This is a genomic window from Streptomyces sp. NPDC001852 (assembly GCF_042891825.1).
Taxonomy (GTDB): Bacteria; Actinomycetota; Actinomycetes; order Streptomycetales; family Streptomycetaceae; genus Streptomyces.
This window is the reverse complement of the sequence record NZ_JBIATN010000007.1, coordinates 182600-196085: the sequence shown is the minus strand read 5'-3', so window position 1 is coordinate 196085 and position 13486 is coordinate 182600. Positions and strand designations below refer to the sequence as shown.

The following is a 13486-nucleotide window of genomic DNA, read 5'->3' as shown; positions in this document are numbered from 1 at the left end:
TAATGATCCCTAATCGGTCACACATGGGGGGATTCTCGGCATCTCGGGGTGGTGAGTGAAGCAAATCCGTTCCCATGACGGTCAGTTGTGGTGCTGAATGTAAGTGCGGGGATACGCAACGGCGCACGCCCGGCACGACGGGAGGGTGTGCGCTCCTGGCGGCGGAGAGGGGTTTGTACGTGCATGCTTTCCCACACAGCACCACAGCGACGCCGACGGCGATCGTAGTACCACCCTCACTGGCACTTCCGGTGATCGAGTCCGCCTTTCCTCGGCAACTGCACCCGTATTGGCCGCGACTACAGGCGAGGACGCGGCTGTGGCTGCTCGAAAAGCGGCTCATGCCGGCGGACAAGGTGCAGGAATATGCCGACGGACTGTGCTACACCGACCTCATGGCGGGGTACTACCTCGGCGCCCCCGACGAGGTCCTACAGGCCATCGCCGACTACAGCGCGTGGTTCTTCGTCTGGGACGACCGGCACGACCGCTGTGTCGTGCACGGCCGGGCGGGGGACTGGCGGCGGCTGAGGTACCGCCTGCACGCGGCCCTCGACGCACCCCGGCACCATCTGCACCACCCGGACCCGCTGGTCGCCGGGTTCGCGGACAGCGTGCTGCGGCTCTACGACTTCCTGCCGCGCACCTGGAACCAGCGGTTCGCCCGGCACTTCCACGCGGTCGTCGAGGCCTACGACCGCGAGTTCCGCAACCGCACCACGGGATACATACCCGGCGTCGAGGAATACCTCGCCCTGCGCCGGCACACCTTCGCCCACTGGATATGGACGGACCTGCTGGAGCCGAGCGCCGGGCGTGAACTCCCGGATTCCGTGCGGAAGAACCAGGCCTATCGCCGGGCCGCCCTGCTCAGCCAGGAATTCGCCGCCTGGTACAACGACCTCTGCTCGCTGCCGAAGGAAATAGCGGGCGACGAGGTCCACAATCTCGGAATCAGTCTCATCACCCATGAGGGACTGACTCTCGAGGAATCGGTGGACGAAGTCAGGCGGCGCGTCGAGAACTGCATCAGCGAATTCGTCGAGGCCGAGCAGGAGGCCTTGCGGTTCGCCGACGGCCTTGCCGACGGCACGGTCCACGGAAAGGAGCTGAGCGCCGCGGTGCGCGCCTGTGTCGGCAATATGCGGAACTGGTTCAGCTCCGTCTACTGGTTCCACCACGAGTCCGGCCGGTACATGGTCGACACCTGGGACGACCGGTCCACGCCCCCGTACGTCACCAACGAAGCGGCAGGTGAGAAATGACCGTCGAGTCTGTGAAGCCCGTGACCCCCGGGGCCGGCGAGGCGACCGAACTGCGTGAGCCGCCCCTGGCCGGGGGCGCCGTCCCGGGCCTCGGGCACGGCCTGAAGCTGGTCCGCGACCCGCTCGCCTTCATGTCCCGGCTCCGTGAGCACGGCGACGTCGTACGCCTCAGGCTCGGCCCCAAGACGGTGTACGCCGTCACCACCCCGGAGCTCACCGGCGCGCTCGCGCTCAACCCCGACTTCAAGATCGACGGACCCCTGTGGGAGTCCCTCGAAGGGCTGCTCGGCAAGGAGGGCGTGGCCACCGCCAACGGCCCCCGGCACCGGCGTCAACGGCGCACCATCCAGCCCGCGTTCCGGCTGGACGCGATCCCGAACTACGGGCCGGTCATGGAGGAGGAGGCGCACGCGCTGACCGAGCGCTGGCGGCCCGGCGAGACCGTCGACTGCACCTCGGAGTCCTTCCGGGTGGCCGTCCGCATCGCCGCCCGCTGCCTGCTGCGCGGCGAGTACATGGACGAGCGCGCCGAGCGGCTCAGCGTCGACCTCGCCACCGTCTTCCGCGGCATGTACCGGCGGATGGTCGTCCCGCTCGGTCCGCTGTACCGGCTGCCGTTCCCGGCCAACCGCGAATTCAACCGGGCGCTGGCCGATTTGCATCTGCTGGTGGACGAGATCGTCGCCGAGCGGAGGGCATCTGGTCAAAAGCCGGACGATTTGCTGACCGCATTGCTGGAGGCAAAGGACGACAATGGCGACCCCATCGGGGAACAGGAGATCCACGATCAGGTCGTCGCGATACTGACCCCCGGCAGCGAAACAGTGGCGTCCACGATCATGTGGCTGCTCCAGGTCCTCGCGGAACATCCGGAACACGCCGAGAAGGTACGGACCGAGGTCGAATCCGTGACCGGTGGCCGACCCGTCGGATTCCCACACGTCCGCGCACTCACGCACACCAACAATGTCGTCGTCGAGGCCATGCGGCTCAGGCCGGCCGTATGGATTCTGACGCGGCGCGCGGTGACCGACACCGCGCTCGGTGACTATCGCATTCCGGCCGGGGCGGACATCGTCTACAGCCCGTACGCGATCCAGCGCGACGCCCGCTCCTACGACCGCCACCTCGACTTCGACCCGGACCGGTGGCTGCCGGAGCGGGCCAAGGAGGTGCCGAAGTACGCCATGAGCCCCTTCAGTGTCGGCAACCGCAAGTGCCCCAGCGACCACTTCTCCATGACCCAGCTGAGCCTGATCACGGCGGCGATCTCGGCGAAGTACCGCTTCGAGCAGGTCGCGGGGTCGAACGACACCACCCGTGTGGGCATCACGCTCCGCCCCCACAACCTGCTGCTGCGGCCGATGCCCTGGTAGCCCACCTGGTACCGGCGCGCGCTCAGGAGGCTCTGCGGCCCCCGGAACGCGCGCCGGCAGGTGCTGGACGTCAGGTGCTCAGAAGTCCTCGTCCAGGTCGACGGTGCCTTCGACCGCGACCTGGTACGCCGACGGGCGGCGCTCGAAGAAGTTCGTCAGTTCCTGGACGCCCTGCAGCTCCATGAAGGAGAAGGGGTTCTCCGAGCCGTACACCGGCGCGAAACCGAGGCGGACGAGGCGCTGGTCGGCGACGCACTCCAGGTACTGCCGCATGGACTCGGTGTTCATGCCCGGCAGGCCGTCACCGCACAGGTCACGCGCGAACTGCAGCTCGGCCTCGACGGCCTCCTTCAGCATGTCGGTGACCTGCTGCCCCAGCTCGTCGTCGAACAGCTCCGGCTCCTCCTTGCGGACGGTGTCGACCACGTCGAAGGCGAAGGACATGTGCATCGTCTCGTCGCGGAACACCCAGTTGGTGCCGGTGGCGAGGCCGTGCAGCAGGCCCCGGCTGCGGAACCAGTAGACGTAGGCGAAGGCGCCGTAGAAGAACAGGCCCTCGATGCAGGCGGCGAAGCAGATCAGGTTGAGCAGGAAGCGCCGGCGGTCGGCCTTCGTCTCCAGCCGCTCCAGCTTCTCCACCTCGTTGATCCACCTGAAGCAGAACTGCGCCTTCTCGCGGATGGAGGGGATGTTCTCCACCGCCGCGAACGCCGCCGCGCGGTCCTCCGGGTCGGGGAGGTAGGTGTCCAGCAGCGTCAGATAGAACTGGACGTGCACGGCCTCCTCGAAGAGCTGACGGCTCAGGTAGAGCCGCGCCTCGGGGGAGTTGATGTGCTTGTACAGCGTCAGCACCAGGTTGTTGGCGACGATCGAGTCACCGGTCGCGAAGAAGGCGACCAGACGGCCGATGAGGTGCTGCTCCTCGGGCGTCAGCTTCGCGAGGTCGGCGACGTCCGAGTGGAGGTCGACCTCCTCCACGGTCCAGGTGTTCTTGATCGCGTCCCGGTAGCGCTCGTAGAAGTCCGGGTAGCGCATGGGACGCAGGGTCAGCTCGAAGCCCGGGTCGAGAAGGTTGGCATTACGGGACATCACTGGCAGGCCTCGCAGGACTCGGGGTTTTCCAGGGAGCAGGCGACCGCGTCGGGGTCGGCGACCTGCTGGACGGGGATGGTGGCGGGGGTCTGCGCCCGGGCCGCGCGGGCGATGCGGGTCGCCGGGCGGGAGCGCAGGTAGTACGTCGTCTTGAGCCCGGACTTCCAGGCGTACGCGTACATCGAGGAGAGCTTGCCGATGGTCGGGGTCTCCATGAACAGGTTCAGGGACTGCGCCTGGTCCAGGAACGGGGTGCGGGCGGCGGCCATGTCGATCAGGCCGCGCTGCGGGATCTCCCACGCCGTGCGGTACAGCGCGCGCACGTCCTCGGGGATCCACGCGAAGCCCTGCACCGAGCCGTTGGAGTCGCGCAGCGCCTCACGGGTACGGGCGTCCCACACCCCGAGGTCCTTCAGGTCCTGCACCAGGTAGGAGTTGACCTGGAGGAACTCACCGGACAGCGTCTCGCGCTTGAACAGGTTCGACACCTGCGGCTCGATGCACTCGTACACGCCCGCGATGGAGGCGATGGTGGCGGTCGGCGCGATGGCCAGCAGCAGGGAGTTGCGCAGGCCGACCTCGGCGATACGGCTCCGCAGCGCCGCCCAGCGCTCCGGCCAGGTCGGCTCGACGCCGTAGTGGTCGGGATGCAGCACGCCCCGGGCCGTACGGGTCTTCTCCCAGGCCGGCAGCGGGCCGCTGCGCTCGGCGAGGTCGGCGGAGGCCTCGTACGCGGCGAGCATGATCCGCTCGGCGATCCGGGTGGACAGGGCCTTGGCCTGAGGCGAGTCGAAGGGCAGGCGCAGCTTGAAGAAGACGTCCTGCAGACCCATCGCGCCGAGGCCCACGGGGCGCCACTTGGCGTTCGACCGTCCCGCCTGCTCGGTCGGATAGAAGTTGATGTCGACCACGCGGTCGAGGAAGGTGACGGCGGTGCGGACGGTCTCGTCCAGCCGTGCCCAGTCGATGTCCCCGGTCGCCAGGTCGACAAAGGCGCCGAGGTTGACGGATCCCAGGTTGCAGACCGCGGTCTCCCCGTCGTCCGTGACCTCCAGGATCTCCGTGCAGAGGTTGGAGGAGTGGACGACGTGCCCCGGCAGGGCCGTCTGGTTGGCGGTGCGGTTGGCCGCGTCCTTGAAGGTCATCCAGCCGTTGCCGGTCTGCGCGAGGGTGCGCATCATCCGGCCGTACAGCTCCCGGGCCGGCATGGTCTTCTTCGCCAGGCCCGCCGCCTCGGCCTTGCGGTAGGCGGCGTCGAACTCCTCGCCCCACAGGTCGACCAGCTCCGGCACGTCCGCCGGGGAGAACAGCGACCACTGCTCGTCGGCGTTGACCCGGCGCATGAACTCGTCCGGGACCCAGTGCGCGAGGTTCAGGTTGTGCGTACGGCGGGCGTCCTCGCCGGTGTTGTCCCGCAGCTCCAGGAACTCCTCGATGTCGGAGTGCCAGGTCTCCAGGTAGACGGCCGCGGCGCCCTTGCGCCGGCCGCCCTGGTTCACCGCGGCCACCGAGGCGTCCAGGGTCTTCAGGAACGGCACGATGCCGTTGGAGTGCCCGTTGGTGCCGCGGATCAGCGAACCGCGGCTGCGGATCCGGGAGTACGACAGACCGATGCCGCCGGCGTGCTTGGAGAGCCGGGCCACCTGGTGGTAGCGGTCGTAGATGGAGTCCAGCTCGTCCAGCGGGGAGTCGAGGAGGTAGCAGGACGACATCTGCGGGTGCCGCGTGCCGGAGTTGAAGAGCGTGGGGGAGGACGGGAGGTAGTCGAGCCGGCTCATGAGCCCGTAGAGCGCGGCCACTTCGTCCACGGAACGGGGCGTGTCGTCCTCGGCCAGGCCGCTCGCTACCCGCAGCATGAAGTGCTGGGGCGTCTCGATGACCTTGCGGGTGATCGGGTGCCGGAGGAGGTAGCGGCTGTGCAGGGTGCGCAGGCCGAAGTAGCCGAAGCGGTCGTCGGCCCGGCGGTCGACCAGTGCGTCGAGCCGCTCGGCGTGCAGCCGTACGAACTCGGCGGTGCGGTCGGCGATGAGCCCCTCGCGGTGCCCCACGGCCACGGACCCGGTGAAGGACGTCACGCCCTGCGAGGCGGCCTCGGCGCGGATGGAGAGGGTCAGCAGCCGGGCGGCCAGCCGGGAGTAGGCGGGGTCCTCGGAGATGAGCCCGGCCGCGGCCTCCGTGGCCAGCTCGCGCAACTCCGCCTCGTCGGCCTTCGCCGACCGGCCGCGCAGCGCGGCGGCGGCGACCCGGCCGGGGTCGGCGTCGGGGAGGTCGGCGGTCAGCTCGGTCAGGGTCCGCAGCAGCGCGGTACCGGGACCGTCGGTCTCCAGGCCGGTGGCTGAAACGCCGTCGGCTGAAGCCGGGTCTGCTGGCGCGATGGTCACGTGGGGCTCTCCCTCGCTCGGCACGGGGGCCCTGCGGAGACAGGGGGCAGCCACGAACGCACACGGCGTCGCGTCCACCGGCCCATTCCACGAGGCCCGGACGTCGGAAGTCACCCGGACCGGACGGCCGGGCGCACGCTGCCGGCAGGTCCTCGGACTGACTCCTGTGCACGGCGTTTCCGGGAACAGACATGCACAAGTACACCGTTGCGGGACAGTTCCGGATTCGCACCGGATTCCCCTGCGGCGACAGCGAGGATGAGCATACATCTAGTGCCGGGCTGTCGTGTCACCCCCAGATGTTGTGTCGTGGCGGTGTCACAGCGTCAACTCGTAGGTGAGGAGAGTGATGTCGTCGAGTTCCGGCAGCGGGGTCCAGTCGCGTTCGGGGACGCGGACGAATCCCAGGCGCTCGTAGATGCGGTGGGCGGCGTGCATGGTGCGCTGGGTGGACAGGACGAGGGCCGTGCAGCCCCCCGTGGCCCGTGCGCGGTCGATGCAGGCCCGGACGAGGGCCTCGCCGGCACCCTGCCCCCGGCCCGCGTGCGCGACCGCCAGCATGCGGATCTCGGCCTCTCCGGGCCGGGCGACGTCGGCCATGGGGCCCGGGGACGGCACGAAGGTGACTCCGCCGAGGAGGGTGCCGTCGCGGACGGCCACGAGTACCTGTGCCGCGGCCGCCCGCTTGGCGACGTCTCTCAGTTCGCCCAGGTACCAGTCACTCTCCCCGAAGTCGAGGAGTCCGTCGTCCAGGTACGCCCGGGCGGTGATCTCGCCGAGGGCGTCGTACTCTTCGGGGGTTGCCTGCCGGATCACGATGTCCATGGCACCGAGTCTGCCGGAGCGGTACGACGACGGGCCGCCGGATTTCCTCCGGCGGCCCGTCGTACGGCGGTCGCTCAGTGACCGGCGCCCGCCGTCGCCGGCGGCAGTTCCACCTGGACGCCGGGGTCACCCGCGTCCGCCGTGTAGTCCTCCGGGCTGGTCTCGTCGACGCCCTCGGGGGCCTTCACGGCCCTGAGGACGAGGGTGAGGGCCACGGTGACCACGACGTTGAGGACGAACGCGGTGAGGCCGATGTAGCCGATCTCGCCGATGCCGGGGATCTCCTTGGCCGAGCCGCCGAAGTGCTTCTGGGTCGGGGAGGCGACACCGTACGCGGCGACCGTGCCGTACGCCATGCCCACCGCCCAGCCCGCGAGCAGGGCCCAGCGGTGGAACCAACGGGTGAACAGGCCGCCGACCAGGGCCGGGAAGGTCTGCAGGATCCAGATGCCGCCCAGCAGCTGGAAGTTGATCGCGACCGTCTTGTCCATGGTGAGGACGAAGACCAGCGCGCCGACCTTCACCAGCAGCGACACGATCTTGGAGACCTGGGCCTCCTGCTTCGGCGTCGCGTCCGGCTTGATGAAGTCCTTGTAGATGTTGCGGGTGAAGAGGTTCGCCGCCGCGATCGACATGATCGCCGCCGGGACCAACGCGCCGATGCCGATCGCCGCGAAGGCCACGCCCGCGAACCAGTCGGGGAACATGTTCTCGAACAGCTGCGGGATGGCCAGCTGGCCGTTGGTGACCTTGACCCCGGCCGCGATCGCCATGAAGCCCAGCAGGGCCAGCAGGCCGAGCATCAGGGAGTACAGCGGCAGGATCGTGGTGTTGCGGCGGATCACCTCACGGCTCTTGGAGGACAGGGTCGCGGTGATCGAGTGCGGGTACATGAAGAGCGCGAGGGCGGAACCCAGGGCCAGGGTGGCGTACGTCCACTGGCCGGCCGCCGGCGGCACGAGCGCCCCGCGGGGCTTGCCCGTGGCCGGGTTGACGTGGCTGAACGCATGGGCCGCCTTGGCGAAGACGTCTTCGAAGCCGCCCAGCTTGATCGGGATGTAGATGATCGCCACCGCGATGACGATGTAGATCAGCGCGTCCTTGACGAAGGCGATCAGGGCGGGGGCCCGCAGGCCGGAGGAGTAGGTGTACGCCGCCAGCACGCCGAAGGCGATCAGCAGGGGCAGGTCCCGCACGAACCAGTTGGTGCTGCTGTCCCCGCCGACGCCCATCACGTCCAGCACCGCCTGGATGCCGACGAGCTGGAGCGCGATGTACGGCATCGTCGCCAGGATGCCGGTCAGCGCCACCGCCAGCGACAGCCCCTTGGAGCCGAAGCGGCCCCGGACGAAGTCCGAGGTGGTGACGTACCCGTGGCGGTGCGAGACCGACCACAGGCGCGGCAGGAAGGTGAAGATCAGCGGGTAGACCAGGATCGTGTACGGCACCGCGAAGAAGCCGGCCGCGCCCGCCGCGTAGATCGCCGCCGGTACGGCGACGAAGGTGTACGCCGTGTACAGGTCGCCGCCGAGCAGGAACCAGGTGATCCAGGTGCCGAACGACCGTCCGCCCAGGCCCCATTCGTCCAGCGAGTGCTCGTCCTCGGCCCTGCGCCAGCGCGCGGCGAGGAAGCCCATGACCGTGACGGCCAGGAAGAAGAAGATGAAGACGCCGAGCGCGACGCCGTTGACGCCGTTCTTCACTGCGCCTCACCGCCCTTCCGGGAAGCGCGGGAGCGCTGGTCGCGCTTCCAGAGCTGGTGGGCCGTCATGGTGAGCGCCGTCGAGATCAGCACCCAGAGCATCTGGTACCAGTAGAAGAACGGGATCCCGATGAAGGCGGGGTCCGTCTCGGCGTAGGAGCCGACCCAGAGCATCGCCACGAAGGGCGCGACCAGACACAGGGCGATGATCACCCGTACCGGTGTGACGACCGGGGGTCTCACTTCAGGTGTTTCGGACATGCCACGGCTCTCCGTCCCCTCGCTGATCACCTGTGTAATGCGCAGGCAATCTAGGTGACGGTGTCATGGAAGTGGAAGACCTCGTCCGCATATCGGTATATCGATTCAGCGAACGTCCACAGGTCCCACCCGCCTTGCTCCGCAGGCCGCTTGGGCCTTTACTCCACCGGCCGCTTCAGCCTCGCCACGAACTTGTAGCGGTCGCCGCGGTACACCGACCGCACCCACTCCACCGGCTTGCCCTCGTGGTCCAGGGAGTGGCGGGAGAGCATCAGCATCGGCAGGCCCACGTCGGTGCCGAGCAGGCCCGCCTCGCGCGGGGTGGCCAGCGAGGTCTCGATGGTCTCCTCGGCCTCGGCGAGGTGGACGTCGTAGACCTCGGCGAGCGCGGTGTAGAGGGACGTGTACTTCACCAGGGAGCGGCGCAGGGCCGGGAAGCGCTTGGCGCTCAGGTGAGTGGTCTCGATGGCCATCGGCTCGCCGTTGGCCATGCGCAGCCGCTCGATGCGCAGCACCCGTCCGCCGGCGGCGATGTCGAGCAGCTCGGCGAGCCGGTCGTCGGCGGTGATGTAGCCGACGTCCAGCAGCTGCGAGGTCGGCTCCAGGCCCTGGGCGCGCATGTCCTCGGTGTAGGAGGTGAGCTGGAGCGCCTGGGAGACCTTGGGCTTGGCGACGAAGGTGCCCTTGCCCTGGATGCGCTCCAGGCGCCCCTCGACCACCAGTTCCTGCAGGGCCTGGCGGACGGTGGTGCGGGAGGTGTCGAACTCGGCCGCCAGCGTGCGCTCGGGCGGGACCGGCGTGCCCGGCGCCTGGGTCTCCGTCATGTCGAGCAGGTGCTTCTTCAGGCGGTAGTACTTGGGCACGCGCGCCGTACGGACGGTCGTCCCGGCCTCGTTCTCCGCACTGCTGACGTCGGTGGTCATGCTCTGCCTTCCCGGCTCCGGATGCCGAAAGCGACCGACTGACATCGGCCACGGTTCACATCGTGGCACGGGTTCTTCTGTGAGGACTCCACCCGCACGCTCCGTGATCTCCTCTATATACAGCGGTGACCGGGGTTGGTCTAGTCCATCGGGCGGGCGAGCGGAGTCAGATGCCCTGCCAGTCCGGCTTGCCCGCGTACGTGTGCCGGAAGTAGTCGGCCAGCTTCAGCTTGGACGCCGCCGCCTCGTCGACGACCACCGTGGCGTGCGGGTGCAGCTGGAGCGCGGAGGCCGGGCAGACGGCCGCGACCGGGCCCTCGACGGTCGCGGCGACCGCGTCCGCCTTGCCCTCGCCGGTCGCCAGCAGCACCAGGTGGCGGGCCTCCAGGATGGTGCCGATGCCCTGGGTGACGACGTGGTGCGGCACCTGCTCGATGTCGCCCTCGAAGAAGCGGGCGTTGTCGACGCGGGTCTGCTCGGTCAGCGTCTTGATCCGGGTGCGCGAGGCCAGCGAGGAGCAGGGCTCGTTGAACCCGATGTGCCCGTCGGTGCCGATGCCCAGCAGCTGCAGGTCCACCCCGCCGGCCTCGGCGAGCGCCCGGTCGTACGCCGCGCAGGCCGCCCGGATGTCGTCGGCCGTGCCGTCGGGCCCGAGGAACTTGTCCATGCCGATGCCGAGCGGCTCCAGGACCTCCCGGCGCAGCACGGAGCGGTAGGACTCGGGGTGGTCGGCGGGCAGTCCCACGTACTCGTCGAGCTGGGCTATGCGGGCCCGCGAGGTGTCCACGGCGCCGGCGCGCACCTTCGCGGTCAGCGCCTGGTAGATGGGCAGCGGGGTCGAGCCGGTGGCCACGCCGAGCAGGGCGTCGGGCTTGCGTCGCAGCAGCTGGGCCATGGCCTCGGCGATGAGCTCGCCGCCCGCAGCGGCGTCCGGAACGATGACAACTTCCACGCTGGGCCTGCCGTTCTGAAGTGGGCTCTGGACGTCTATGTGGTTTAGACCAATCTAACAGAGCCGGGCCCGTCCCGGACCGTCTCCGTATTTCTCTAGGGTCCGCTATAAAATGACTCCATGGTGATCTCCAGATCGCGTGGCCGCCCGCGCTCCTTCGATCGTGCCACCGCCCTGGAGAAGGCGCTCATGGCCTTCTGGGAGCACGGCTACGAGGCCACCTCGGTCGCCGACCTCACCCGGCTCATGGGAATCGGCGCCCCGAGCCTGTACGCGGCCTTCGGCGACAAGCGGACGTTGTTCGAGGAGGTCGTGCGGCTCTACACCGACACCTACGGCGCCTTCGGCGAGCACGCCCTCGCGCAGGAGCCCACCGCCCGCGCCGCCGTCGAGCGCATGCTGCGCGAGGCCGCCGCCGAGTACACCGACCCCGCCCATCCCCGGGGCTGCCTGGTCGTGCACGCCGCCACCAACTGCACCAGCCCCGAGGTGGCAGGGCCGCTGCGCGCGCGGCGCAACGCGGACATCGCCGCCGTCGAGTCCCGGATCCGGGCGGACGTCGCCGCGGGACGGCTCCCGGCCGGCACCGACGCCGCCGCCCTCGCCCGGCACGCCGGCGCGGTGATCCAGGGCATGTCCCAGCAGGCGCGCGACGGAGCGAGCCGTGCGGAACTGGAGGCACTCGCGGAAATTGCCATGTCCATCTGGCCCCAAGGGTGACCCGCGCGGGCTAGGCTGCGTGGCATCGGGTGCCACCCGTGTCGTGCACCTGACTTCGTCCATGTCGGCAACACCATGGACACACGGTTGTGGTCTAGTCCAGAATCGAAGTGGACATCCAACTGAACAAGCCTCCGTCTTCCCCGCACAGGAAGGCGGATCGAGGAACCGGAGCTCTCTGCCCTGACTGCCCCGGCTCCTCGACCTTCGGCCGACCGGGACCGCACACCCCACGGCCGATGATGCTCCGGGCTGCGGTGCCGGGAGGGTTGAGGGTCCCTTCCAGGCGCCGCGGCCCGCGGGTGTTTCGGGGGCCGCTCGCGGCCGGTTTTCGGCCACCTTCACACGTCCGGGTACGCTCGCAGACGTGCCCTCCATGAACGAACTGGTCCGCCAGCACACCGCCCTCGACGACTCCGACCTCGAGTGGCTCCATCTGCTGGTCTCGGAGTGGCAGCTGCTCTCCGACCTCTCCTTCGCGGACCTGGTCCTGTGGGTCCCCACCCGGGACGGCACCCGGTACGTCTCCGTCGCCCAGATGCGCCCCAACACCGGCCCCACCTCCTACCAGGACGACATGGTCGGCCACCTGGTCCCGCGCGGCCGGCGGCCCATGCTGGACGCGGCGCTGGACGAGGGCCGGATCGTGCGCGAGGGCGACCCGGAGTGGCGCGAAGAGGTCCCCGTACGGGTCGAGTCCATCCCCGTGCGCCGCGAGGGCCGCGTCCTCGGCGTGATCGCCCGCAACACCAACCTGCTCACGGTCCGCACCCCGAGCCGTCTGGAGCTCACCTACCTCCAGAGCGCCTCGGACCTCGCGCAGATGATCGCGGCAGGATCGTTCCCCTTCCCCGACCAGCAGGTCGACATGGACGCCTCGCCGCGCGTCGGCGACGGCCTGATCCGGCTGGACGCGGACGGCCTCGTCCAGTACGCCTCCCCGAACGCGCTGTCCGCCTACCACCGCCTCGGCCTCGCCGCCGACCTGGTCGGCCAGCACCTCGGGCAGACCACCGCCGAACTCGCCCCGACCCGGGGGCCGGTCGACGAGGCGCTCGCCAAGGTGGCCAGCGGCTGGGCGCCGCGCGAGTTCGAGATCGAGGCCAACGACGGGGTGATCCAGTTCCGGACCATCCCGCTCAAGCCCAAGGGCACCCGGATCGGTTCGCTGGTGCTGTGCCGGGACGTCACCGAACTGCGGCGCCGCGAGCGGGAGTTGATCACCAAGGACGCGACCATCCGGGAGATCCACCACCGGGTGAAGAACAACCTCCAGACGGTCGCCGCGCTGCTGCGGCTGCAGGCCCGGCGCATCGAGTCCGAGCGCGGCCGGGAGGCCCTGGAGGAGGCCGTCCGCCGGGTCGGCTCCATCGCCATCGTGCATGAGACGCTGTCCCAGAACCTGGATGAGCGCGTGGAGTTCGACGACATCGCCGACCGCGTGCTGGCGATGGTCGCCGAGATCTCGCCGGGCAAGGTGACCGGCCGGCGCAGCGGACGGTTCGGGATCCTCGACGCCGAGGTGGCCACCCCGCTGTCGATGGTCCTCACCGAGGTCCTGCAGAACGCGCTGGAGCACGGGTTCCGCGAGGGCGACACCGGCACCGTCGAGGTCTCCGCGGTCCGTGGCGGTACGACGAAGGAGGCCCGCCTGCTCGTCACCGTCCAGGACGACGGGGTCGGCCTGCCCGAGGACTTCGACCCGCATCGTTCGGGCAACCTCGGCCTGCAGATCGTACGGACCCTGGTGGAGGGCGAGTTGGGCGGCTCCTTCGACATGGTCCCGGCGCCGGGCCGGGGGACCAGGGTGATCCTCGACATTCCGGTGCGGGCGCAGAAGTAGGAGCCCTGTCGCCGTACCGCGGGAGCCGGTTGCGGACAGCAAAAAGCCCCGGACCACCGCTGGTCCGAGGCTCGTGCTCGTTGCTGCTCTGCGTTGTCGCTAAGCGCATCGGGGGATACTGCGCGCTGCGGCTCGGGGGCGGGAGA

Annotated in this window: 11 protein-coding genes and 1 riboswitch; of the genes, 4 read left to right on the top strand and 7 right to left on the bottom strand. The window is 69.5% G+C overall.

The window, feature by feature from the left end; all coding sequences use genetic code 11:
• Window positions 1-179 precede the first annotated feature (179 nt).
• Window positions 180-1265, top strand: coding sequence for an epi-isozizaene synthase (gene cyc1, locus ACFYZB_RS14790; RefSeq protein WP_351208048.1), 1086 nt, complete (start codon window positions 180-182; stop codon window positions 1263-1265).
• The gene (locus ACFYZB_RS14785; protein ID WP_388758383.1) at window positions 1262-2641 is read left to right on the top strand and encodes a cytochrome P450; all 1380 of its coding nucleotides are present in this window, start codon (window positions 1262-1264) and stop codon (window positions 2639-2641) included. Before cyc1 ends, ACFYZB_RS14785 begins: the two co-directional genes overlap by 4 nt.
• 78 nt (window positions 2642-2719) lie before the next feature.
• Here the strand turns inward: ACFYZB_RS14785 and ACFYZB_RS14780 are convergent, their stop codons facing one another.
• From ACFYZB_RS14780 to nagB, 7 genes are all read right to left on the bottom strand, one after another.
• Complete coding sequence (locus ACFYZB_RS14780; RefSeq protein WP_388758380.1) at window positions 2720-3730, bottom strand: ribonucleotide-diphosphate reductase subunit beta; 1011 nt, start codon at window positions 3728-3730, stop codon at window positions 2720-2722.
• A complete protein-coding gene (locus ACFYZB_RS14775) occupies window positions 3730-6114 on the bottom strand; it encodes a ribonucleoside-diphosphate reductase subunit alpha (RefSeq protein ID WP_388758378.1) in 2385 nt (794 codons plus the stop codon). Before ACFYZB_RS14775 ends, ACFYZB_RS14780 begins: the two co-directional genes overlap by 1 nt.
• Before the next feature lie 125 nt (window positions 6115-6239).
• A riboswitch (cobalamin riboswitch) is annotated at window positions 6240-6410 on the bottom strand.
• A gap of 22 nt (window positions 6411-6432) precedes the next feature.
• The gene (locus ACFYZB_RS14770) at window positions 6433-6939 is read right to left on the bottom strand and encodes a GNAT family N-acetyltransferase (RefSeq protein ID WP_388758376.1); all 507 of its coding nucleotides are present in this window, start codon (window positions 6937-6939) and stop codon (window positions 6433-6435) included.
• Between the two features lie 74 nt (window positions 6940-7013).
• On the bottom strand, window positions 7014-8642 hold the full coding sequence (gene mctP / locus ACFYZB_RS14765) for a monocarboxylate uptake permease MctP (RefSeq protein WP_388758374.1): 1629 nt from the start codon (window positions 8640-8642) through the stop codon (window positions 7014-7016).
• Window positions 8639-8902, bottom strand: coding sequence for a DUF3311 domain-containing protein (locus ACFYZB_RS14760; RefSeq protein ID WP_351208054.1), 264 nt, complete (start codon window positions 8900-8902; stop codon window positions 8639-8641). Before ACFYZB_RS14760 ends, mctP begins: the two co-directional genes overlap by 4 nt.
• Window positions 8903-9060: 158 nt before the next feature.
• Window positions 9061-9825 (bottom strand): GntR family transcriptional regulator, encoded by a 765-nt coding sequence (locus ACFYZB_RS14755; protein ID WP_388758371.1) that lies wholly within the window; start codon window positions 9823-9825, stop codon window positions 9061-9063.
• A 166-nt stretch (window positions 9826-9991) separates the two neighbouring features.
• Entirely contained in the window at window positions 9992-10777 is a 786-nt protein-coding gene (gene nagB, locus ACFYZB_RS14750) for a glucosamine-6-phosphate deaminase (protein WP_388758369.1), read from the bottom strand.
• 120 nt (window positions 10778-10897) lie between these two features.
• Between nagB and ACFYZB_RS14745 the strand changes: the two genes are divergently transcribed.
• Together ACFYZB_RS14745 and ACFYZB_RS14740 are read left to right on the top strand one after the other, a co-directional pair.
• Window positions 10898-11497: a TetR/AcrR family transcriptional regulator gene (locus tag ACFYZB_RS14745; protein WP_388758367.1), complete on the top strand. Its 600-nt coding sequence runs from the start codon at window positions 10898-10900 to the stop codon at window positions 11495-11497.
• A 367-nt stretch (window positions 11498-11864) separates the two neighbouring features.
• A complete protein-coding gene (locus ACFYZB_RS14740; RefSeq protein ID WP_388758365.1) occupies window positions 11865-13340 on the top strand; it encodes a sensor histidine kinase in 1476 nt (491 codons plus the stop codon).
• Window positions 13341-13486 lie beyond the last annotated feature (146 nt).